Origin of the sequence: Polaribacter sp. Asnod1-A03 (assembly GCF_045063585.1) — a bacterium.
Lineage (GTDB): Bacteria > Bacteroidota > Bacteroidia > Flavobacteriales > Flavobacteriaceae > Polaribacter.
On record NZ_JBEFOE010000009.1, the window covers coordinates 1,680,645 to 1,703,801 of the forward strand.

The following is a 23,157-nucleotide window of genomic DNA, read 5'->3' on the forward strand; positions in this document are numbered from 1 at the left end:
TATTTTAATATTTGATTTATGAATTATATGCCCATTTTACAAAAGCAGCTCCCCAAGTGAAACCACCACCAAATGCAGCAAAAATTAAATTATCTCCTTTTTTTAATTGATTTTCGTAATCTGCTAGTAAAAGTGGTAATGTTGCTGATGTTGTATTACCATACTTTTGAATATTCATCATTACCTTTTCTGAAGAAACACCAACTCTTTTAGCAGTTGCTTCTATAATTCTTTTATTAGCTTGATGTGCAACTAACCACTGAATGTCTTTTTCTTCTAAGTTATTTCTAGTTAACATTTTTTCTGCAACATCTGCCATATTAGAAACTGCATATTTAAAAACAGTTTTTCCTTCTTGATATACAAAATGTCTTTTTTCTTTTACAGTTTGTTCTGTTGTTGGCATCATAGAACCACCTGCTTCTATTCTAAGAAAATCTCTACCAACACCATCACTTCTTAAATATTCATCTTGTAAACCTAAACCTTCTTTATTTGGTTCAAATAATGCAGCTCCGGCACCATCTCCAAAAATAATACAAGTTGCTCTATCATTATAATCTATAATTGAAGACATTTTATCTGCTCCAATTAATAATACTTTTTTATACCTACCAGATTCAATATAACTCGCGGCTGTAGACATACCGAATAAAAAACTAGAACATGCAGCTTGCAAATCATAACCGAATGCATTTACAGCTCCTATTTCTGATGCCACATAAGCAGCTGTAGAAGCAACAAATAAATCTGGAGTTGCTGTACCAACTATCACTAAATCTATTTCCTTTGGATCTGTATTTGATTTTTTTAATAAATCTTCAGTTGCCTTAATAGCTAAGTAAGAAGTACCTAAACCTTCTCCTTTAAGAATTCTTCTTTCTTTTATACCTGTTCTTGTAGTTATCCACTCATCATTAGTGTCTACATAGGTTTCTAATTCTTTATTGGTCAAAACATATTCAGGAACATACTTCCCTACTGCTGTAATTGCCGCAGTGATTTTAGTCATATTTCAAGTTGTTATCCTAACGTTAAGGAGTTTCAAAGAAATGAAAATTATTTCACTTTTAGATAGAAAAAGTAAAAAACACTCATTTTTGATTTGAAAACGCAAAAAAACCCTCAAAAATGAGGGTTTTTTATATTTTTCGTATTTTACTTATGCTTCTACTGCAGCAGATTCTAATACTATTTGTCCTCTATAGTATAATTTACCTTCATGCCAATGAGCTCTATGGTATAAATGAGCTTCACCTGTTGTAGGATCAGTAGCAATTTGCTGAGAAGCTGCTTTATAATGTGTTCTCCTTTTATCTCTTCTAGTTTTAGATATTTTTCTTTTAGGATGTGCCATTTTATGTCTTTTTTTCTGTTATTAAATTCTTTAATTTATCCCATCTAGGGTCTGTTTCTTCAACAGGTTTTTCTACTCTACTATTACTATCTAATTCTTTTAATTTACTTAATGTATTTGAATCTAATGTTCCATCCAATACACCAGGGTGTACTCTTTTTAAAGGAACTGACAGTACAATCATTTCATATATGTATTGCGCCACATTAAACTCATATGCTTCATGAGGTAAAATTAAAATTTCTTCATTATCATCATTAAATTCTGAACCAAAATTTACAATCAAACGTAAATTTGAATCAATTTCTTGGTTAAATAGCTCTCCTGTTGTATCACAAGGAACTTCCACATAACCTTTAGCTTCAAAATCTAATTCGAACAATGTGCTTTTTTTATTAAAATCTAATGAGACTTTAATAGATGAACTTTCAAATTCATCATAATTAAAAAATGCAAAGAACATATTATCAATATCATATGTATAACAATGATTACCTTCTCTTAATCCTACAAACTGTATGTTGAATCCCTTCAAGTCTTTCATTACCAAACATCAATTGAGCGTGCAAAGATATAAAAATTTATTATTCTATCATCTTTTCTTTAAAAAAGAATTATTATTTAACTAAAAGAGGATTTTTCGATAACTGATTAAACTCTTTCCTTGTTTTATAAATTTTTATAGCTGTAAATAATGCCTCTTTAAAAGAAGAAGGGTTTGCTAAGTTCTTACCTGCAATGTCAAAACCTGTACCGTGGTCTGGAGATGTTCTTATTTCGCTTAACCCAGCTGTATAATTAACTCCATTACCAAAAGATAATGCTTTAAAAGGAGCCAAACCTTGATCATGATAGGTTGCTAAAACTCCATCAAATTGTTTATAAGTTTCAGAACCAAAAAAACCATCTGCTGCATAAGGCCCAAATACAAGTTTTCCTGTTTTTCTTATTCCATCTATAGTCGGTAATATAGTTTCATCATCCTCTTTACCAATTAAACCATTGTCACCACAATGAGGGTTTAAAGATAAAACTGCAATCTTAGGTTTATTTATTCCAAAATCACAAACTAAAGAATTATACATTGTCTCAACTTTTTGTTTAATTAAATCTGGAGTAATTGATTCTGCCACTCTAGAAATAGGAATATGACCAGTTATTAAACCAATTTTTAATTCATCTGTCATTAATATCATTAAACTTTTTCCTGACAAATTTGCTTCTAAATATTCTGTATGACCTGGAAAATTAAAATTTTCAGATTGAATGGTATCTTTATTTATAGGAGCTGTTAATAAAACATCAATATCATTATTTTTTAAGCTATTAACAGTTGCTTCTAATGATTTTGCAGAATATTCTCCAGATGTCCTAGTAGCTTTACCTAATTCGATAAAAACATCTTCTTTCCAGATATTTAAAACATTAATTCTATTATGATTGACTTGATTTAAAGATGAGATACCCAGAATTTGAGTATCAATTTTTAATAATTTCTTATAAGCATTTACAACTTTTGTTGATCCAAAAATAACAGGAGTACAGAATTCTAACATTCTCTTATCCATAAAAGTTTTTAGCACTACCTCTAAACCAATTCCGTTTAAATCACCTACTGAAATACCAACTATAATTTTATCAATTTTATCCATACTAACTCTTCTATAATTCCTATTTTTGAATATTACAAAAGTAACTAAATTTTATAGATATGTTTACCGGTATAATAGAAACACTTGGCTCAGTAACTAATATTGTCAAAGAAAAAGATAATATACATCTTACAGTAAGAAGTAATTTTACCAATGAATTAAAAATTGATCAAAGTGTAGCTCATAATGGAGTTTGTTTAACTGTAGTAGCTATTGAAAATGACGAATATACTGTTACGGCAATTAAGGAAACTTTAGAAAAAACTAATATTGGTAATTTACTTATATTAGATACTATAAATCTAGAAAGAGGCATGAAGCTTGGTGATAGATTAGATGGACATATCGTTCAAGGGCATGTTGATCAAACAGGAATATGTACAAACATATTAAAAGAAAAAGGTAGTACTATCTTTACATTTGAATACAATACAACAACAAATAACATTACAATTGAAAAAGGATCAATTACTATAAATGGTGTAAGTTTAACTGTTATTAATTCTAAAAAGAATCAATTTAGTGTTGCAATAATACCTTATACTTTTGATAATACAACTTTCAAACACATTAACATGGGGGATAATGTTAATTTAGAATTTGATGTTATTGGAAAGTATATTAATAAACTTACTAATTTTTAGTTTTTCTAACACCGTAAACAATCGCAGATAAAGCTAAGATAGTCAAACCAGCATCAATAGGTAAACCTGGTGGTGGAGTCACATCTTTTGCCTCAGGCGGTGGTGGTGTTTTTTGACCATACAAATTATTAAAACTAGTACATGTAACTAATACTAGTATAAAGTATTTTATTTTCTTCATTTCCCCTAATTTTTTATTACTTCTGGTTACAAATATAAAACTTTATTAAGATAAAAAAATATAGAGATTGCTTTTTTAGTAATTTATGTAAATTTTGACTAAACACCCCTAATTTACTTATTTATAAATAATAAAACATTTTATTTATATAGAAATTAACAATTATTAAAATATTTATTAACACTCATATATCATAAAAAAGCCTCAATTCGTTAAGAATTGAGGCTTTAATAAAGAAAGGCGGCGACCTACTCTCCCACATAAATGCAGTACCATCGGCGCTATTGGGCTTAACTTCTCTGTTCGAGATGGGTCACCTCTTCCCATCTCGAACAGAGAAGTTAAGCCCAATAGCGCCGATGGTACTGCATTTATGTGGGAGAGTAGGTCGCCGCCTTTCTTTATTAAAGCCTCAATTCTTAACGAATTGAGGCTTTTTTTATTAAGAGGTAAGATAGTCTTAAAGTTGAGAAAATGAATAATCAGGTATAGATATTTAGCTAGCTTAAATAAAGAATTCTATGTTTTTGACAACTCTAAATAGTACTCTAAACGCTTTTATTTTCGCATTAAAAGAATTGCACAAGCATTTGTTCTTCTATTGGCAAAATAATTTAGAATATTTTTATAATGAATAGCCATTATTCTGGCAATACTGCTAAAGCTTCTAAATCTAATTTTTGTACATTAAATCGATCTATAACCAGGACTTCTTTTGTGAAATATTTTTTAACTATTACCTCATATTCATAGTTAATTATACTTTTCTATTTAGTTTTAATATTCTTTAATGAATAATTCTAAAAGTCTTCAAATTTATTGCCTTATTCATCCTTATTAACACACCTCTGTTTCCATTGATAACTATGGTATATAAGTTTCATTAAAAAAAGAGGTTTTATCAACGGAAAGATATTTTCAGGAAATGGCAACGAGTTTTTAGAGTGTGGTTCTTGATTCATTATTTAAAATCACTCAAATAATCTTTATATTGTCTTTGTGAATTTCTTGGATTTATACTAAAGAAGTTTGCAACAAGACTTGTACTTGTATGATGAATATATACTAATTTGTTTTAAAAAGTAGCAAATTTATTTGTCATTCTAGATCCTTTCCTACCAATTGCCAATTTTTGGTAAAAAAAACTTAGAATTTCTTTAAACCAACGTTTCTTAATATATGCAGAAAAATGTTTTTGCTAAGGATTGGAAAATCTTGCACACTTTAATTAGAAAAAAACCTTTAGAACCTAGTTTTAATCTTTGAAATTCTTTTTAAATCGTATTTAATTCTGTAAATTTAGTTGTAATTAGAATGAAAATCTCTTAGTGGGGATAATTTATCTGAAAGAGTGCTTTCTCTTAATTCTTTATTTACCAATCGTATTTTTTATGTGCATCTAATCTAATAAATATAAATAATAATATAGTGAAACCCCATAATGAAGACCCTCCATAACTAAAAAAAGGTAAAGGTATTCCAACAGTCGGAAGTAAACCTATTACCATACCTATATTAACAATAATATGAAATAAGAATATAGATGCTACTCCGTAACCATAAATACGCCCGAATTTATTTGAATGTGTATCTGACAAATAGATGATACGATATAACATCAACATAAATAAAAGAATAACTATAGAACTTCCTAAAAACCCCCATTCTTCACCTACTGTACTGAAAATATAATCAGTATGCTGTTCAGGTACAAAATCTCCTTTAGTAATATCTCCATTTAGGAAACCTTTTCCATTAACACCTCCAGAACTTATTGTTAATTCTGATTGATAAGAATTATAACCTATATTTTTATTGTCTGTTTTTAATCCCAATAAAACTTCAAATCTATCTCTATGGTGTTGTTTGAAAATGTTATTATATGCGAAATTTGTTCCAAAAATAAATAATATAACAGCTGAATAGGCTATTATAATATAAGGCCAATTAAAACGTAAAAAAATTTTATCTCCTTTATAGATAATATAAGAGGTTATCAATGATAAAATAATTAACATCCCAAATAGAACCCACATATGACCTAATAATATAGATAAGATAAAAAGAACAATAGCTAATGAACCAAATAAGATATAATTTAATGTTAATCCTTCTCTATTTAAAACAAAGAAAAAAGCTAAATATATTAAAGCTGAACCAGCATCTGGTTGTAATGTGATTAACAAGGCAGGAGTAAAAATGATGATAAATGCCTTTACTTGATTCTTTATTAATTTTAAATTGTATTGTCTATCACTGAGCAATTTTGCAACAGCCAAAGCAGTAAAAGCTTTTACAAACTCTGATGGTTGTAATCCTAAAACTCCAAAATTATACCAAGATCTTGCTCCGTTTATTTCTTTTCCAAAGATAAATAGACCAAGAAGTGATAAGAGAGATATTACATATAAGATACTGGCAAATTTTTCATAAAACTTAGAATTAAAAAAGAGAATTAAAACTATTAAAGGAATGGTTAACAAGATAAAAATTGATTGTTTCCCATATTTTGTCGAAAAATTTAGAAGTTCAAATTCTTCATTACTTTTTGATGCAGCATAAATATTCATCCATCCAAAACTAACAAGAATTATGAATAAAATAACTAAAAGCCAATCGATACCTACAAAAATATTATTTCGTTCCTGACGCAATTTCTTGAGGTTTTTGAATTAATTTATCATATATATCTTGTAAACTTAAATCTAGCATTCTTTGTTCTCTAGGTTTATTCTTTTCAGAAATAGTTCCGTTTAAATATTTTTCAATTAATAAACTAGTTATTGGAGCAGCTATTGTAGAACCATATCCACCATTTTCAACAAAAATAGCTATAGCAATTTTTGGATCATCTTTTGGAGCAAAGGCAACTAAAATTGAATGATCTGGTAATTGTATTTTAATACCATTGTTTCTAATAAAATTTTCTGCAGTACCAGTTTTTCCGCAAATTTCTATTCCTTCAACTTGATTATATTTACCAGTACCAGTTTTAAAAACTTCCGCCATTGCTTCAACTACAGGAGTAAAATACTCTTTATTGATTGTTGTCTTATGAGGAACTGTATATTTAGGATTTTCTATGGATTTTTTATTTGTTTCTTTAAGAATGTGTGGTGTATAAAAGAAACCTCTATTAGCAATTGCGGCAGTGAAATTAGCTAGTTGAATTGGTGTAGTTAATACTTCTCCTTGTCCTATTGCATTTGATATGGTTGTCGATCCATTCCAAGAATATCTATATGCATTATCGTAATATTCTCCGGTAGGAATTAAACCAGGACTTCCGGCTGGTAAATCATATCCTAAATAATTACCAAAACCAAAACTTGCTGCATGATCATGCCAATCATCAACTCCTTTAGACGGATTATTTTCATGCTCTACAATTCTTTTGTACGTATTTGAAAAGTAACTATTACAAGATCTAGCGATAGCAGAATTAAGATCAACAGGTCTAGAAAATATACCACAATGGCATCCCATGAAATCAGTAGATTTACCACCATATCTATAACCATGATGACAGTAAAAAGTTGATTGTTCATTTATAACACCTTCTTGTAAACCTATTAAAGCATTCATCATTTTAAATGGTGATCCTGGAGGATAAGCCGCTAGAAGACTTCTGTCAAAAGCAGGTCTACTGATGGAATCGTTAAAAAGTAATACAGAGTTTTTAGAACGTTTTCTACCAACAAGTAAATTAGGATCATAAGATGGTGCGGTAACTAAAGCTAAAATTTCTCCGGAAGAAGGTTCTATTGCAACGATACCACCTCGTTTACCTGTCATCAATTTTTGTGCATAAACTTGTAAATCTATATCTAACGTTAATGTTAAATCTTTACCTTGTATTGGTAATGTATCGTGTTTTCCTTCTTTATAAGAACCTGTAACTTTATTAAGGTTATTTCTTTGTAGGTATTTTTTTCCTTTTTTTCCTCTTAAAAAATGTTCGTATTGTTTTTCTATACCATCTTTACCAATTAATTCTCCTGCTTGATAATAATTACTTTTTTTAGCAAGAGATTGATTTACTTCCCCTAAATAACCTAAAACATTTGCAGCTGCATTTATTGGGTACTTTCTGATAATTCTTTTTTGTATGAAAAATCCGTGATATTTATGTAGTTTTTCTTGTAAAAAAGCAAAGTCGTCTTTGGCTAATTGTTTTAAAAAAACTGAAGGTAAATAGGTAGCATAATTTTTTGCTTTTTGTAAACGCTTTAAGAAATCCTCTTTATCAATTTTTAATAAAGAACAAAATTCTAAAGTATCTAAGTTTTTTATTTGATTAGGCTGAATCATTACATCATAAGAAAGTTGATTGGCTACTATAAGCTTATTATTTCTATCGTAAATGTATCCTCTTTCTGGATAATCATATACGATTTTTACAGCAGAATTATGAATAGGATCGTAATTTGATCCTTTAATTATTTGAAGTTGAAATAACCTTCCAATAAAAATGATACCAACAGTGGTAATTATAAAATATAGTAGAAAACTTCTTTGCATTATTGCTCTTTCGTAAAAATATAGTTACTTAAAAAAAATAGAACTAATGTAAAAATACTAGAATATAAAGTATTAGTTAGAACGCTTGTAAAATTTTGAAAACTAAAATTAATAAAAGCAAAAAGAATAAAATGATGTATTACTGTTAAAGTTACTATATAGTTAAAAACTTTTCCGAAAGCTTCTGTTTGTAAGCTGAAAAAACCATAATCTGATGGTAATTTTTTAAAGAATACTCCAACAAAAAATAATCTTAAATAAGCTATTGTAGTAATTGATAAAGCATGAATACCACCTGAATCTGAAAAAAAGTCTATAAATAAACCTAATAAAAAACTGAAGAATAAAATTTGAAACTTATTTTCTTTTAAAGGGAAAAAAAACACAAAAGAAATATATAAATAAGGGTTTATGTATCCTAAAAAATTAATGTTATTTAAAACAAAAACCTGAATAAATAATAAGAATATAAAAAGAAGTATTAAATAAACTGTTTTATTCATTTACTAAATTTTCTAATGATTTAATTTCTATTTTATCTAAATTTCTAATAACATATACATAACCTAGGTTGCTCATATCATTAAATAGTTTAATATCTATTTTATTGTCAGCAGTATTACCTTTATTAATTTTAGCAATTGTACCTATAGGAACTCCTTCTGGAAAAATAGTAGATTTACCTCCTGTTTCAATTGTATCACCAATTTTTATTGGAGCTTGTCTTGGTATATCTAATAACTGAACGGTTTTATAATCTTTACCATCCCAGGTTAAAGTACCAAAATAAAAACTGTTTTTTAGACGAGCATTTATTTTACTATTCTTGTTTAAAATAGATTGAACTCTGGCATATTTGTTTCTAGCATTATCTGTAATACCTATAATCCCTTTACTATTAATTACAGCCATTTCTTGAGATATACCATTATTATTACCTCTATTTATAGTAATAAAATTGAAAGAGTTGGTAAAATTATTTTTAATGATTTTGGCATTGATATAAGAATATTTCTGCTGAAATTTAGTAGTATCAATTATCAATTCTTCAATAATAGAATCTTTAATAGCTCCTACTTTTTCAAGCTGATTTCTTAATTTAGTATTTTCTATGCTTAATAATTCGTTTTCAGATTTTAGACTTAAATATTCAGAAATATTAGCTGTTTTAGAATACAAACCCCCTGTAATATAGTTTGCCGAATTAACATACTTACTTCTATGAAAGTTAAGATTGTTAAATGTTAATGCAAGTGCAATAAACGCTAACAATAAGTAAAACAGAAAATACTTAAACTTCTGAAAAAAATAGATAATCTGTTGCATTGTTAGAACTTAGAAACTGCTATTTCATTAATACATTCTTATATTTATTTAATTCTTTTAAAGCAATACCTGTTCCACGAACAACTGCTCTTAAAGGATCTTCTGCTACATAAACAGGTAAGTCTGTTTTTCTAGATAAACGTTTGTCTAACCCTCTAAGCATAGAACCACCACCTGCTAAATAAATACCAGTGTTATAAATGTCTGCAGCTAATTCTGGAGGTGTTTTAGATAAAGTTTCCATTACAGCATCTTCAATTCTTAAGATAGATTTATCTAAAGCTTTGGCAATTTCTCTAAAAGAAACTTGCACTTGTTTAGGTTTACCACTTAATAAGTCTCTACCCTGAACTAGCATTTCATCTGGCGGAGTTTCTAAATCTTCTGTAGCTGCACCAATAGTAATTTTAATTTTTTCTGCAGTTGTTTCTCCAACATGTAAATTGTGTTGCGTACGCATATAATACATAATATCACTGGTAAACAAATCTCCTGCAACTTTTACAGATTGATCACAAACAATACCACCTAAAGCAATAACTGCAATTTCTGTTGTACCACCACCTATATCAATTATCATGTTTCCTTTAGGCTCCATAATGTCTATACCAACACCAATTGCAGCGGCCATTGGCTCGTAAATTAAATAGATTTCTTTTGCATTCATGTGTTTTGCAGAATCACGTACAGCACGTTTTTCCACTTCTGTAATTCCTGAAGGAATACAAATAACCATTCTTAATGCGGGTGGAAATAATTTCTTTTTGATTGAAGGAATTTGCTTTACAAATTCTTTAATCATTTGTTCAGAGGCTTCAAAATCGGCAATTACACCATCTTTTAAAGGTCGAATAGTTTTAATATTTTCATGGGTTTTTCCTTGCATTAAATTGGCTTCTTTACCAATTGCAATTATGTTACCAGATATTCTGTTTCTTGCAACAATTGAAGGACTGTCAATAACTACTTTTCCGTTGTGGATTATTAGAGTATTTGCGGTTCCTAAGTCTATCGCAATATCTTCAGTCATAAAATCGAAAAAACCCATAAAATATTTTTATTATTTATTTTTGATGTATTACCACAAATTTACTGAATTTATAAGTGTGAAATACATAATAATTATTAATGTTTAAAATGTCTTGTTCCAGTCATAACCATAGAAATATTGTTGTTGTTACAATAATCTATGCTTAACTGATCTTTTATAGAACCACCAGGTTGTATAACACTTGTTATACCTGCATTACCTGCAATTTCTACACAGTCAGGAAAAGGGAAAAAAGCATCACTTGCCATAACAGCTCCTTTTAAATCAAAACCAAAAGAATTTGCTTTTTCTATAGCTTGTCTTAATGCATCAACTCTACTTGTTTGCCCTGTACCACTTGCTAATAATTGATTGTTTTTTGTAAAAACAATAGTGTTAGATTTTGTGTGTTTACAAATTTTAGAAGCAAATAATAAATCTTTTAACTCGTTTTCTGCAGGTTTAGTATTTGTAACATAAGTTAAATCTTCTAGTTTATCTGTTATAGCATCTTTATCTTGTACTAATAAACCATTTAAAGCAGTTCTAACATTCTGTATTGGTAACTCTGTTGTTTTCTGAATTAGAATTACTCTGTTCTTTTTCCCTTTTAAGGTAGCCAAAGCTTCATCAGAATAGCTTGGTGCAATTACTACTTCGCAAAATAATTTATGAATTTCTTCTGCTGTTTCTAAATCTATTTCTTTGTTAGCAATTAAAACACCACCAAAAGCAGAAACTGGGTCACCAGCTAAAGCGTCTACATAAGCTTGTTTTATAGTAGCTCTTTGTGCAAAACCACAAGCGTTATTGTGTTTTAAAACAGCAAAAGTTGGGTCTTCTCCAATAAATTCATTCATTAAATTTACGGCAGCATCAACATCTAAAAGATTATTATAACTTAGTTCTTTACCGTGTAATTTATCAAACATTGCGTCTAAATTTCCAAAGAAATATCCTTTTTGATGAGGGTTTTCTCCGTAACGTAATGTTTTAGAAGTTTGTTCGCTAGCTTTGTAAACTACTTCATCTTCATTAAAATAATTAAAGATAGCAGTATCGTAATGAGAAGAAATGTTAAAAGATTTTGCAGCAAATTTCTTTCTTTGTTCAATTGAAGTTTCTCCGTTATTTTCAGAAATAATAGATAAAAAATCTTCGTATTGATCCATAGAAGAAACAATAAAAGTGTCTTTAAAGTTTTTAGCAGCTGCTCTAATTAAAGAGATTCCTCCTATATCAATTTTTTCTACAATATCTTGTTCGGGTGCTCCAGATGCAACCGTTTTTTCAAAAGGATATAAGTCTACAATTACTAAATCTATTTGCGGAATGTTGTATTCTGCTAACTCAGCAACATCACTTTCGTTGTCTTGTCTGTTTAAAATACCTCCAAAAACTTTCGGGTGTAAAGTTTTAACTCTTCCTCCTAAAATTGATGGATAAGAAGTAACTTCATCAACAGGTACAACATCTATACCTAGTTCTTTAATAAATTTTTCTGTTCCTCCTGTAGAGTAAATAGTTACATTTAATTCGTCTAATTTTTTTACAATTGGCGCTAAACCATCTTTGTGAAAAACTGAAATTAATGCAGATTTAATTGTTTTTGAAGTGCTCATTTTTTGTTGTGTTGTTAAGAGTGCAAATCTACATAAACATTGAGTGAATCACAATAAAAAAATAGTAACAAAAAAGAGGAAGTAATTAACAATAAAATAATGTAATTTTTAAGAAAAAAAATTACTCTGCATTATCTAAAAAGTCTCTAAACCAATCTATAAAATTATTTAATAAACTTTCTTTTCCATTTGTATGATTTTGTGTTAAATCAGATCCAGAAAAAGCGGCGTTAGCGTCTTGTTTTCTCATTATTATGGTTTTTAAAATTTGATAATTGCATTATTTTTATCAAACTTAACAAAAACATAAATATAAATCAATAAAATTAAAGTGTTTGTGATAATTTTTTACAAATATACTCTAAAATCTCCTCATCCTTTGAGGAAAACGTATTTGCAGTGTGAGAATCGATGTCAATTTGACCAATATTTTCTCCATTTACAAAAATAGGAATTACAATTTCTGACTTTACTTTCCATCCACAAGAAATATAATTGTCTTGAGCTGTAACATCTTGTACCACAAAGTTTTCGTTACTAACAGCAACTTGTCCACAAATACCTTTACCAAAAGGAATGATAACATGTTCTGTTTCTTCGCCTGTATATTGTGCTAATTTTAACTCGTTTTTATCTCCGTTTTTAAAGTAAAAACCAACCCAATCATAATAAGAAATTTCACTCTCTAAATAGTCGCAAATTGCTTGTAATTTTTGTGCTGTTTTATTATCAGATGAAATTATATTATCAATCTCCTTTTTTAAAATATCTGTATTCATTTTGTATATTCGTTAACTATAAATAATTCGGCTAAATTAAATTAAAATTTTTTGTGAAAAAACATAAAAATATTATCATTTTTCTAATTAAGTTTTTTGTAACTTATTTTCTGTTAGTAGCAATATATAATGGCTACTTACAAAAATCTCAAAAAAAGCAAGGTGTCTATAATACGTCATCAATAACAAGTTTAGTAGCAAATCAAACAGTTACGGTACTTTCTATTTTTAATTATAATGTAGAAGCTATACAGCATGATAAAGAATTGTCTGTAAAATTAATAATTGAAGGGAAGTATACAGCAAGAGTAATAGAAGGTTGTAACTCTATAAGTTTAATTATTCTATTTATTGCTTTTATTGTTGCTTTTGCCGGATCTTTAAAAGTCACTTTTTTATATTCAATTTTTGGGAGTATTGTAATTTATGTGATAAATGTTTTAAGAATTGCTTTTTTAACCGTGATGATTTATAAATACCCTGCTAAAGTAGAAATATTACATGGTGTGGTTTTTCCGGCAATTATTTACGGAACAGTTTTTTTACTTTGGGTTATTTGGGTAAATAAGTTTTCTAATTATAAAAAATGAATAAATACATAAGGATTATACTTGTTTTAATACTCTTCTTATCATTCTTTTTTGTTAGAGTTTTTCAAAAAGAATTGTTTTACGATCCTTTAATTGAATATTTTCAAAATGAATATTTATATAAACAGGTAGGTGATTTAGATTTTTGGAAGTTAATTACAAACATGTTATTTAGATATAGTTTAAATTCTATAATATCATTAGGTATTATTTGGATTCTTTTTTTAAGAAAAGATTATTTTAAATTTTCTGTTTTTTTCTTAATCGTCGCATTTGTTATTTTAATTATACCTTTTATATTTTTATTAAAAAACGATTTTAAAAATGGTTATTTATTGCCGTTTTATATCCGAAGATTTATAATTCATCCAATATTCTTATTGTTATTATTGCCAGCTTTCTATTATCAAAAATTGAGTAATAAGTAATTCTATTGATTATTAAATTTTCTTATTGTAAATTTGCAAAAGCAATGAAACAATTTTTCTCTAAAATAATATCGTTTTTATTAGCACTTTTTGTGCTTTTTTCGACCTTTTCTTTTACGGTAGAAAAACATTATTGTGGAGATTTTTTAGTTGATGTTTCTTTTACAGGAGAAACAGACGCTTGTAAAATGGATGTTAGTAAAGAAGTAACACAAGTAAAAAAAGGTTGTTGCAAAGACGAAATTCATAAAGTAGAAGGGCAAGACCAACTACAAACAAACAAAATCGATAAAATTACTTTCGAAAAAGAGCAATTCTTAACTGCTTTTTTAATTTCTTATAGAGATTTATTTGTTTTAAATGAATCTAAGAATAAATTTTACTCAAACTTTTCTCCGCCTAATTATTATGGAGATTACCAGGTTTTATATCAAACATTTTTAATTTGATTTTTAATTTTTAACAAATAAATATCACCTTTTTTATAGGTGATAAAAATTAGCGTTATCAATTAAAATTTTAAGATAAAAATGAAAAAATATACAATAAGTAGTATTCTACTATTTATTCCACTCATTCTCTTTTCTCAAACCACGTTTAAAGGGATGATTATGGATAAAAACAATCCAAAAGACAATTTAGGTGTTGCTGATGTAACTGTACATTGGTTAAATACAAATGTAAGTGCCATTACTAATAAAAAAGGTTGGTTTACAATTGATTATAAACCAGAATATAAAAAATTAGTAGTTAATTATTTAGGTTATAAGACAGACACTTTAACAATTACCAGTTTAAAACCAGTCCATCATTTTATAACTCCAGAAGATGATTTAGATGAAGTTGTAATAAAAACAACAAAAAAATCTGTTCAAAAAAACTTCTTAGCAACTACTAATATGTTTACGGTAAATTCCGATGAACTTCTAAAAGCAGCTTGCTGTAATTTAGCAGAAAGTTTTGAAACAAATCCATCTATAGACGTTAGTTTTTCTGATGCCTTAACAGGTACAAAACAAATACAAATGTTAGGCTTAACAAGTCCGTATTTGTTAATTGCCCAAGAAAACATTCCTTCTGTAAGAGGTGCATCACAAGCATTTGGGTTAACTTTTACACCAGGTACTTGGGTAGAAAGTATACAAATTACAAAGGGTGCAGGTTCTGTTGTTAATGGTTACGAAAGTATTTCCGGACAAATAAATGCAGAATTGGTAAAACCCTTTTCTGATAATAAGTTGTTTGTAAATGCTTACTCTTCTTTAAATGGAAGAATGGAACTGAATACACACATCAATAAAAAAGTTTCTGATAAATGGCACACAGGTTTGTACATTCATGGAGATTATAGAGGAGAAAAGTTTGATAGGAATGATGACGGATTTATAGATATGCCTTTGTCCAATCAAATTAATGTAATGAATCGTTGGCAATATGTAGATGCAGAAAAAGGTTGGGTGAGTTTTATAAATATTCGTTTTTTAAATGATGAAAAACAAACAGGAGAAACTGATTTTAATCCATCTTTAGATAAAGGAACAACCAATGCTTGGGGAAGTGAAATTGACACAAAACGTTTTGAAACTTCTGCAAAATTAGGATATGTTTTCCCAGAATTGCCTTTTCAAAGTGTAAGTCTGCAATTTGCATATAGCAATCATGAGCAAGATTCTTATTTTGGTTTAAAAACATATGATATACAACATCAAAGTATTTACTCTAATATTATTTTTAAATCGATTATTGGTGATACAAGAAACAATTTTAAAACAGGAATTAGTTTTACACATGATGATTATGATGAAATTGTAAATCTTACAGATTACGGAAGAAAAGAAACTTCTGTTGGCGCATTTTTTGAATATGCGTATGATAATTTAGAGGATTTTAGTTTAACGGCTGGTTTGCGTGTAGATGATCATAATTTATTAGGAACTTTTTTAACGCCAAGAATTCATGCAAGATATGTGCCTTGGGAAAATGGAGTTTTAAAAGCTTCCGTTGGAAGAGGAAAAAGAAGTGCTAATATTTTTGCAGAAAATCAACAAATGTTTGCAAGTTCTAGACAAATTAATATTAATGCTGTTGGTGGAAATATTTACGGATTAAATCCAGAAATTGCATGGAATTACGGTGTTTCTTACATGCAAAAGTTTAATTTATTCAACAAAAAAGGAGATGTTACTTTTGATTTCTATCAGACAGATTTTACTAACCAAATTGTTGTAGATTGGGAAAATCCGCAAGCAGTTTCATTTTATAATTTAGACGGTAAAAGTATTGCAAATAGTTTTCAGGTAGAATTAAATTATAATATTGCACCTTATTTTAATTTTAGAACCGCTTATAAGTATTTTGATATTGCTACAGATTATACTTCGGGTAATTTGCAAAAACCAATACAGCCTAAAAATCGTTTTTTTGCAAACCTTTCTTATGAAACACCAGTAAACGAAAAAAACGCTAACTGGAAATTTGACGTAACTTTTAATAATATTGGTAAGCAGCGTTTACCGAATACTGCATCAAATCCTATAGAATATCAATTGACAGATTATGTAGATTCTTATCAGTTATTAAATTCACAAATAACTAAAGTGTTTTCAGAAAAGTTTGAAATTTATGTGGGAGCAGAAAACATTACAAATGTTCAACAAGAAAATCCAATTATTGCAAGTGATGCTCCATTTGGAGAAAATTTTGATACGACAATTGTATATGCTCCAATTTTTGGACGCACAATTTATGTGGGCTTAAGATTTAAAATAAAATAATAAACCATAAAATAAATAAAAATGAAAAAATTAGTCTTAGTATTTAGTTTGTTTTTGATTGGGTTTTCAGTTCAATCACAAGAAGTAAAAAAGAAAAAAAATGCAAAAGTATCTTTTGAAGTAGATGGAATTTGCGGAATGTGTAAAACAAGAATTGAAACTGCAGCTTTAAAATCCAAAGGTGTCAAGTTTGCTGTTTGGAGTTTAGAAACTCATCAATTAAATGTTATTATGGATGAGCGTAAAACAGATGTTTTAACGATTCAGAAAAATATAACAGAAGTTGGACACGACATTATTTTAGAAGAAGATAAAAAAATGGTTGCTACTACAGAAGCTTATAATTCTGTGCATCCTTGTTGTAAATATAGAGATGAAGAGATTATTACTGGTCATGATGGTGAATTAAAAAAACAAAAGAAGAATTAGAATTATGAAAAAAATAATAATCGCATTAACTTTAGTCTTGTCTGTAAACATGATATTTATTGCGTGTAAATCAGAAAAGAAAGAAGATAAAAAAGAGCAGATTTCTACAGAAGAAAATGAAATTGCAAAATATCAATGCCCAATGAAATGTGAAGGAGAAAAAACCTATGATAAAAAAGGTAAATGTGCTGTTTGCGAAATGAAATTAGTTAAAACAACAGATTTAGAGTAGTTTTTTAGCTTTTTAGAAAATCAATAAAAATCCGATAGATTAATTTCTATCGGATTTTTTATTTATAAATAATTGGTTTTGTTAAAAACCTTGAGATATTCTTTCTAATTCATTAGAATTTAAGATAGAAATGTTTTTCCCTTTAAACATAATTATTTTGTTTCTCTTTAGGTCAGATAAAAGTCTTATTGCAGATTCTGTTGCGGTACCAATAATATTAGCAATATCTTCTCTAGAAAGATATACATCTATTACATTTTCTTTATTTGTGCCAAATTTAGCTTCTAAGTTTAAAAGAGTTTCAGCTAGTCTTTGCTTAACCGTTTTTTGAGCCATGTCTACAATAACATTGTCAGCTTGTTTTAAATTACTAGCCATATCCTTTAAAACACTTAAAGAAAACTTAGGGTTTTTCTCTAAATCTTTCATTATTTCTTCCTTTGGTATAAAGCAAACTTCCATGTCGTTTAAAGCAATAGCTTTTAAGTTAGATGTTTCATCAGAAATCAAACTTCTTTCACCTAATAAATCTCCTCTAGTAACAAGGCTAATTATATGGTTTCTACCATTTTCACTCATTTTAGAAACTTTACAAACCCCATCTTTAATACAAAAAACACCTTTTAAACGATCTCCTTCATCAAAAATCGAATCACCTTTTTTAATGATTTTAGACGTCTTGCAATTAGACATTCTAACCAGTTCTTCTTTACTTAAATGTTGTAAAGAATTTAACTGACGAATAATACATTGTTCACATTTACTCATATTCCCTGCTAAAGATTGTAAATCAAAGATATTAAAATTGTGACAAATATCATGTTTTAAAATAACGACTTATTGGAAATTTGCTCTAGGCAAAAGAGTAAATATGAAATCTACACAATGTTATCACTGCGGTGATTCTTGTGATAATGATTTAATAACATTTGATGATAAACCTTTCTGTTGTAATGGTTGTAAAACTGTTTATGAAATTTTTTCTGAAAATAATTTAACTTGTTATTACAATTTTCAGGATAATCCTGGTGCAATTCCAACAGAAATTAAAGGGAAATATGATTTCTTGGGCAATAAAGAAATTGCAGAAAAATTACTAGATTTTAATGATGGAAACACACAAATAGTAACGTTATACATTCCGCATATTCATTGTAGTTCTTGTATTTGGGTTTTAGAAAACTTACATAAATTAAACGATAAAATAGCTTCATCTCAAGTAGATTTCCCAAAGAAAAAAGTAAGAGTAACTTATAATTCTGATAAAACTTCTTTAAAAGAAATTGTGTTGCTTCTAAGTTCTATTGGTTACGAGCCTTATATAAGTTTAGAGGATTATGAATCTGGAAAAAAAGCAGTAGATAGAAGTTTAATTTACAAGTTAGGAATTGCAGGTTTTGCATTTGGAAACGTAATGTTTTTGTCTTTTCCAGAATATTTTGAAGTTGATGGATTTTGGATAGAAAAATACAAACCAATTTTTAGATGGTTGATGTTTTGTTTTTCTTTACCTGTAGTTTTTTATGCAGGTAACGATTATTTTATTTCTGCATTTAAAGGTTTACGTTCTAAAATTTTAAATATTGATGTACCTATTGCATTAGGGATTTCTGTGCTTTTTATAAGAAGTGCTGTAGAAATTATTTTTGATTTAGGAACCGGTTTTTTTGATAGTTTAACAGGTTTAGTTTTCTTTTTATTATTAGGGAAGTTTTTTCAGCAAAAAACCTATAACTTTTTGTCTTTTGAACGCGATTATAAATCGTATTTTCCAATAGCAGTTACCCGTATTTCTAGAGATAATAAAGAAGAAAATGTACAAATTTATGATGTTGAAAAAGGGGATAGGTTATTAATTAGAAACCAAGAATTAATTCCGGTTGATGGAATTTTAATCAACGGAAATGCCGAGATAGATTACAGTTTTGTAACCGGAGAAGCTGAGCCTGTTGCTAAAAAATCTGGAGATAAACTTTTTGCTGGAGGAAAACAGTTATCAGGAATTTTAGAAATGGAAGTTTTAGCATCTGTTTCTCAAAGTTATTTAACGCAATTATGGAGTAACGATGTTTTTCAGAAGGATAAAAAATCGCATTTTAAAACTATTACAGATAAAATAAGTAAAAACTTTACCATTATCGTTTTATCAATCGCATTTATAGCGACTGTCTTTTGGTTGTTTTTTGATGTAAGCAAAGCATTAAACGTATTTACAGCAGTTTTAATTATTGCTTGCCCGTGTGCAATTGCATTAGCAGCACCATTTACATTAGGTAATATGTTACGCATTTTTGGAAAGCAAAAATTCTATTTAAAAAACGCTACAGTTGTAGAACAATTGGCAAAAATAGATTCGTTAATTTTTGATAAAACAGGTACGCTTACTACGCATAAAGAAAACACCATTTCTTATGACGGAATTGCCTTAAATACTCAAGAAAAAAGCATTTTAAAAAGTTCTTTAAGAGCTTCTAACCATCCATTAAGTAGAACTTTATATGGTAGTTTTAATGAGGTAGAAACAGTTACTATTTCTAATTACGAAGAAGTTGTTGGAAAAGGAATTAAAGTTGAATACAAAGGTGTTAAACTAAAATTAGGTTCCTCTTCATTTGTTAAAATGGATAATGAAAAATCTGCTTTAGATACTTCTGTTTACGTCAGTTTTAATGGTGAATATAAAGGGCAATTTACTTTTAAGAATTCTTATAGAAAAGGAGTAAAAGAGCTATTTAATTCTCTAAAACCAAATTTTGATTTATCTGTTGTTTCTGGAGATAATGAAGGAGAAAGAACCTATTTACAAGAAAATTTACCGAAAGAAACTACACTTTTATTTAATCAAAAACCAGAAGATAAATTAAATGTTGTTGTTAAACTACAAGAAAAAAATAAAAAAGTAGCCATGATTGGCGATGGTTTAAATGATGCTGGTGCTTTAGCGCAAAGTGATGTTGGTATTGCTTTATCAGAAAATATTAATGTTTTTTCACCTGCTTGCGATGCTATTTTAGATGCATCTAAATTTAATAAGATAGCAACTTATATAAGTGCATCTAAAAAAGCAATACAAATTATAAAGTATTGTTTTGTACTGTCTTTATGTTACAATATAGTTGGCTTGTATTTTGCTGTAACGGGGCAATTAAAGCCAGTAATTGCGGCAATTTTAATGCCGTTAAGTTCCATAAGTATTGTAGTTTTTACAACAATAGCAACTAATTTATTAGGAAAAAAAATCAAATAATTATGAGTCTTCACATTGCAGCAAAAAAAGGAGAAATAGCAGAAACAGTTTTGTTACCTGGAGATCCGTTAAGAGCAAAATGGATTGCAGAAACATTTCTGAAAAATGTAAAATTATATAATGATGTTAGAGGAATGTTGGGGTTTACAGGAACTTATAAAGGAGAAAAAATATCAGTTCAAGGAACCGGAATGGGAATTCCATCAACTTTAATTTATGCTACAGAATTGATTACAGAATATGGCGTTAAAAATTTAATAAGAGTTGGTTCAGCTGGATCTTATCAAAAGGAAATTAAAGTTAGAGATATTGTTTTGGCAATGTCAGCATCCACAAATTCTGGTTTAAATAAAATACGTTTTAATGGTGCTGATTATGCAGCAACAGCAAGTTTTAAATTATTACAAAACGCAATTGAAGTTGCCAAAGAAAAAGAAATTACGGTTAAAGCTGGTAATGTTTTAAGTTCTGATGAGTTTTATGCCGATGATTTTGAAAGTTATAAAAAATGGGCAGAATATGGTGTTTTATGTGTAGAAATGGAAACTTCTGGTTTATATACCGTAGCTGCAAAATACAATGTAAATGCCTTATCTATTCTTACAATTTCCGATAGTTTGGTAACAAAAGAAATAACTACTTCATCAGAAAGAGAACAAACTTTTAAAGAGATGATAGAAATAGCTTTAGGGCTTGTTTAAAAAATAAAAATGAAAAATTCTTTAATACAAAAATATAATATTCCGGGCCCGAGATATACAAGTTACCCAACAGTTCCGTATTGGGATAAAGAAGGAATAGACCAAGAAGTTTGGAAACAATCTTTTCAGGCTTCTTTTAAAGAAAGTAATGCTTCTGAAGGAATTAGTATTTACATTCATTTACCTTTTTGCGAAAGTTTGTGCACGTTTTGTGCTTGCCATAAACACATTACTAAAAGGCACGAAGTAGAAGAAGATTATATAGAAACGGTTTTAAAAGAATGGAAATTATATGTTGCTTTAGTTGATGAAATTCCGGTTATAAAAGAATTGCATTTAGGAGGCGGAACACCTACTTTTTTTTCAAAAGAAAATTTAGAGTATTTAATGGATGGAATTTTTGCGTTTTCAAAAAAACATCCAGAAGCAGAATTTAGTTTCGAAGGACATCCGAGTAATACAACAAAAGCACAATTACAAACATTGTACAATTGTGGTTTTACAAGAGTTAGTTATGGCGTACAAGATTATAATTTAAAAGTACAAACGGCAATTCATAGAATTCAGCCTTTTACGGAAGTAGAAAAAGTAACAAAATGGGCAAGAGAAATTGGGTATACATCTGTTAGTCATGATTTAATTTTCGGACTTCCATTTCAAACCAAAGAAAACGTAATTCACACAATTAATAAAACCAAAGAATTACAACCAGATAGAATTTCGTTATACAGTTATGCACATGTGCCTTGGGTAAAAGGAGTTGGACAAAGAGGTTTTAATGAAAGTGATTTGCCAAAAGATGATGAAAAAAGAGCGCTTTATGAAATTGGTAAAGAACTTTTTGCAGAGTTAGGTTACATAGAAATTGGGATGGATCATTTTGCTTTAAAAACGGATAGTTTGTATAAAGCAACCATCAACAAAACATTACACAGAAATTTTATGGGTTATACAGCAAGCAAAACTCAATTAATGATTGGTTTGGGTATGTCTGCAATTTCAGATTCTTGGTATGCATTTGCACAGAATGTAAAAACGGTAAAAGAATATCAAAAAATTGTAAATTCTGGTAAAATTCCAATTTTCAGAGGACACCTTTTATCCGAAGAAGATAGAATTATCAGAAAACATATTTTAAATATGATGTGTCATTTTTCCACTTCGTGGGAAGAAAAATCGATGAGAATAAATGATATAGACACTCATTTGAATTTATTGCAAGAAATGGAACAAGACGGTTTAGTAATAATTGATAAAAAATTAAAATCAATAGAAATACCAGAAAAAGCAAGACCATTTGTTAGAAATATCTGTATGGCATTTGATGCACGTTTATTAAAAAATAAACCTAAAACAAAGTTGTTTTCAATGACAATTTAATGGAGAATTTTTGAAGTATGATAAATGTCATATTATAAGAGAACTACCAACAGTACTTTTGAATCATTAATTATCAGGCAAGATATGAGCGTAATATACCTACTACTAACTATTAGTATAATAGTGGCAATCTTATTTTTTATTGCATTTATTTATTCGGTAAAAAAAGGTCAGTACGATGATTCGTATACACCTTCTGTTCGCATGTTGTTTGATGACGAATTAGTTATAGACAAACAAGAAAAATCAACTTTAGACTAAATT

Annotated in this window: 25 protein-coding genes; 11 read left to right on the forward strand and 14 right to left on the reverse strand. The window is 28.4% G+C overall.

What is annotated here, in order from left to right:
* Nucleotides 1-16: 16 nt before the first annotated feature.
* From ACJJVY_RS07835 to pdxA, 4 genes are all read right to left on the reverse strand, one after another.
* Complete coding sequence (locus ACJJVY_RS07835; protein WP_405606597.1) at nucleotides 17-1,012, reverse strand: beta-ketoacyl-ACP synthase III; 996 nt, start codon at nucleotides 1,010-1,012, stop codon at nucleotides 17-19.
* 150 nt (nucleotides 1,013-1,162) lie between these two features.
* Entirely contained in the window at nucleotides 1,163-1,357 is a 195-nt protein-coding gene (gene rpmF, locus ACJJVY_RS07840; RefSeq protein ID WP_405606599.1) for a 50S ribosomal protein L32, read from the reverse strand.
* Nucleotide 1,358: 1 nt separating this feature from the next.
* Nucleotides 1,359-1,901, reverse strand: coding sequence for a YceD family protein (locus tag ACJJVY_RS07845; protein WP_405606601.1), 543 nt, complete (start codon nucleotides 1,899-1,901; stop codon nucleotides 1,359-1,361).
* Nucleotides 1,902-1,974: 73 nt separating this feature from the next.
* On the reverse strand, nucleotides 1,975-3,009 hold the full coding sequence (gene pdxA / locus ACJJVY_RS07850) for a 4-hydroxythreonine-4-phosphate dehydrogenase PdxA (protein WP_405606603.1): 1,035 nt from the start codon (nucleotides 3,007-3,009) through the stop codon (nucleotides 1,975-1,977).
* Between the two features lie 59 nt (nucleotides 3,010-3,068).
* On the opposite strand from pdxA, the gene ACJJVY_RS07855 reads away from it, so the two are divergent.
* Nucleotides 3,069-3,653: a riboflavin synthase gene (locus tag ACJJVY_RS07855; RefSeq protein WP_405606605.1), complete on the forward strand. Its 585-nt coding sequence runs from the start codon at nucleotides 3,069-3,071 to the stop codon at nucleotides 3,651-3,653.
* On the opposite strand, the gene ACJJVY_RS07860 is transcribed toward ACJJVY_RS07855, so the two are convergent.
* The 9 genes from ACJJVY_RS07860 to ACJJVY_RS07900 form a co-directional block, all read right to left on the reverse strand.
* On the reverse strand, nucleotides 3,643-3,834 hold the full coding sequence (locus ACJJVY_RS07860; RefSeq protein WP_405606607.1) for a PID-CTERM protein-sorting domain-containing protein: 192 nt from the start codon (nucleotides 3,832-3,834) through the stop codon (nucleotides 3,643-3,645). The two genes, ACJJVY_RS07855 and ACJJVY_RS07860, sit on opposite strands and share 11 nt — an antisense overlap.
* Before the next feature lie 1,373 nt (nucleotides 3,835-5,207).
* Nucleotides 5,208-6,488 carry a rod shape-determining protein RodA gene (rodA, locus tag ACJJVY_RS07865; protein WP_405606609.1) on the reverse strand — a complete coding sequence of 427 codons (1,281 nt, stop codon included), beginning with the start codon at nucleotides 6,486-6,488 and terminating at the stop codon, nucleotides 5,208-5,210.
* On the reverse strand, nucleotides 6,469-8,355 hold the full coding sequence (gene mrdA, locus ACJJVY_RS07870; protein WP_405606611.1) for a penicillin-binding protein 2: 1,887 nt from the start codon (nucleotides 8,353-8,355) through the stop codon (nucleotides 6,469-6,471). The genes rodA and mrdA overlap by 20 nt, the downstream gene beginning before the upstream one ends.
* Nucleotides 8,355-8,858 (reverse strand): rod shape-determining protein MreD, encoded by a 504-nt coding sequence (gene mreD, locus ACJJVY_RS07875; RefSeq protein ID WP_405606613.1) that lies wholly within the window; start codon nucleotides 8,856-8,858, stop codon nucleotides 8,355-8,357. The genes mrdA and mreD overlap by 1 nt, the downstream gene beginning before the upstream one ends.
* Entirely contained in the window at nucleotides 8,851-9,681 is an 831-nt protein-coding gene (mreC, locus tag ACJJVY_RS07880) for a rod shape-determining protein MreC (protein WP_405606615.1), read from the reverse strand. The genes mreD and mreC overlap by 8 nt, the downstream gene beginning before the upstream one ends.
* A gap of 19 nt (nucleotides 9,682-9,700) precedes the next feature.
* Nucleotides 9,701-10,729 carry a rod shape-determining protein gene (locus ACJJVY_RS07885; RefSeq protein WP_405606617.1) on the reverse strand — a complete coding sequence of 343 codons (1,029 nt, stop codon included), beginning with the start codon at nucleotides 10,727-10,729 and terminating at the stop codon, nucleotides 9,701-9,703.
* Nucleotides 10,730-10,806: 77 nt separating this feature from the next.
* Nucleotides 10,807-12,333 (reverse strand): bifunctional phosphoribosylaminoimidazolecarboxamide formyltransferase/IMP cyclohydrolase, encoded by a 1,527-nt coding sequence (gene purH / locus ACJJVY_RS07890; RefSeq protein WP_405606619.1) that lies wholly within the window; start codon nucleotides 12,331-12,333, stop codon nucleotides 10,807-10,809.
* Nucleotides 12,334-12,454: 121 nt separating this feature from the next.
* Nucleotides 12,455-12,583 (reverse strand): hypothetical protein, encoded by a 129-nt coding sequence (locus ACJJVY_RS07895; RefSeq protein WP_405606621.1) that lies wholly within the window; start codon nucleotides 12,581-12,583, stop codon nucleotides 12,455-12,457.
* A 76-nt stretch (nucleotides 12,584-12,659) separates the two neighbouring features.
* Entirely contained in the window at nucleotides 12,660-13,112 is a 453-nt protein-coding gene (locus ACJJVY_RS07900) for a GAF domain-containing protein (protein ID WP_405606623.1), read from the reverse strand.
* A gap of 53 nt (nucleotides 13,113-13,165) precedes the next feature.
* Here ACJJVY_RS07900 and xrtF point away from each other — a divergent pair, with 53 nt between their 5' ends.
* The 6 genes from xrtF (at nucleotide 13,166) to ACJJVY_RS07930 (ending at nucleotide 17,565) form a co-directional block, all read left to right on the forward strand.
* A complete protein-coding gene (gene xrtF, locus ACJJVY_RS07905; RefSeq protein WP_405606625.1) occupies nucleotides 13,166-13,702 on the forward strand; it encodes an exosortase family protein XrtF in 537 nt (178 codons plus the stop codon).
* Entirely contained in the window at nucleotides 13,699-14,130 is a 432-nt protein-coding gene (locus tag ACJJVY_RS07910; RefSeq protein WP_405606627.1) for an exosortase F system-associated membrane protein, read from the forward strand. Before xrtF ends, ACJJVY_RS07910 begins: the two co-directional genes overlap by 4 nt.
* A gap of 44 nt (nucleotides 14,131-14,174) precedes the next feature.
* Nucleotides 14,175-14,579, forward strand: coding sequence for an HYC_CC_PP family protein (locus ACJJVY_RS07915; RefSeq protein WP_405606629.1), 405 nt, complete (start codon nucleotides 14,175-14,177; stop codon nucleotides 14,577-14,579).
* Nucleotides 14,580-14,660: 81 nt separating this feature from the next.
* Nucleotides 14,661-16,904 carry a TonB-dependent receptor domain-containing protein gene (locus ACJJVY_RS07920; RefSeq protein WP_405606631.1) on the forward strand — a complete coding sequence of 748 codons (2,244 nt, stop codon included), beginning with the start codon at nucleotides 14,661-14,663 and terminating at the stop codon, nucleotides 16,902-16,904.
* Between the two features lie 21 nt (nucleotides 16,905-16,925).
* Nucleotides 16,926-17,333: a heavy-metal-associated domain-containing protein gene (locus ACJJVY_RS07925; RefSeq protein ID WP_405606633.1), complete on the forward strand. Its 408-nt coding sequence runs from the start codon at nucleotides 16,926-16,928 to the stop codon at nucleotides 17,331-17,333.
* A gap of 4 nt (nucleotides 17,334-17,337) precedes the next feature.
* Nucleotides 17,338-17,565: a heavy metal-binding domain-containing protein gene (locus ACJJVY_RS07930; protein WP_405606635.1), complete on the forward strand. Its 228-nt coding sequence runs from the start codon at nucleotides 17,338-17,340 to the stop codon at nucleotides 17,563-17,565.
* A gap of 81 nt (nucleotides 17,566-17,646) precedes the next feature.
* Here the strand turns inward: ACJJVY_RS07930 and ACJJVY_RS07935 are convergent, their stop codons facing one another.
* Nucleotides 17,647-18,333, reverse strand: a complete 687-nt coding sequence (locus tag ACJJVY_RS07935; protein ID WP_405606637.1) for a Crp/Fnr family transcriptional regulator — start codon at nucleotides 18,331-18,333, stop codon at nucleotides 17,647-17,649.
* Between the two features lie 103 nt (nucleotides 18,334-18,436).
* On the opposite strand from ACJJVY_RS07935, the gene ACJJVY_RS07940 reads away from it, so the two are divergent.
* The 4 genes from ACJJVY_RS07940 to ccoS are packed head-to-tail and all read left to right on the forward strand — an operon-like array spanning nucleotide 18,437 to nucleotide 23,154.
* A complete protein-coding gene (locus ACJJVY_RS07940) occupies nucleotides 18,437-20,812 on the forward strand; it encodes a heavy metal translocating P-type ATPase (RefSeq protein ID WP_405606639.1) in 2,376 nt (791 codons plus the stop codon).
* A 2-nt stretch (nucleotides 20,813-20,814) separates the two neighbouring features.
* On the forward strand, nucleotides 20,815-21,513 hold the full coding sequence (gene deoD / locus ACJJVY_RS07945; protein WP_405606641.1) for a purine-nucleoside phosphorylase: 699 nt from the start codon (nucleotides 20,815-20,817) through the stop codon (nucleotides 21,511-21,513).
* Between the two features lie 9 nt (nucleotides 21,514-21,522).
* Nucleotides 21,523-22,893, forward strand: coding sequence for an oxygen-independent coproporphyrinogen III oxidase (gene hemN / locus ACJJVY_RS07950; protein ID WP_405606643.1), 1,371 nt, complete (start codon nucleotides 21,523-21,525; stop codon nucleotides 22,891-22,893).
* Nucleotides 22,894-22,917: 24 nt separating this feature from the next.
* Nucleotides 22,918-23,154 carry a cbb3-type cytochrome oxidase assembly protein CcoS gene (gene ccoS, locus ACJJVY_RS07955; RefSeq protein ID WP_405606645.1) on the forward strand — a complete coding sequence of 79 codons (237 nt, stop codon included), beginning with the start codon at nucleotides 22,918-22,920 and terminating at the stop codon, nucleotides 23,152-23,154.
* Nucleotides 23,155-23,157 lie beyond the last annotated feature (3 nt).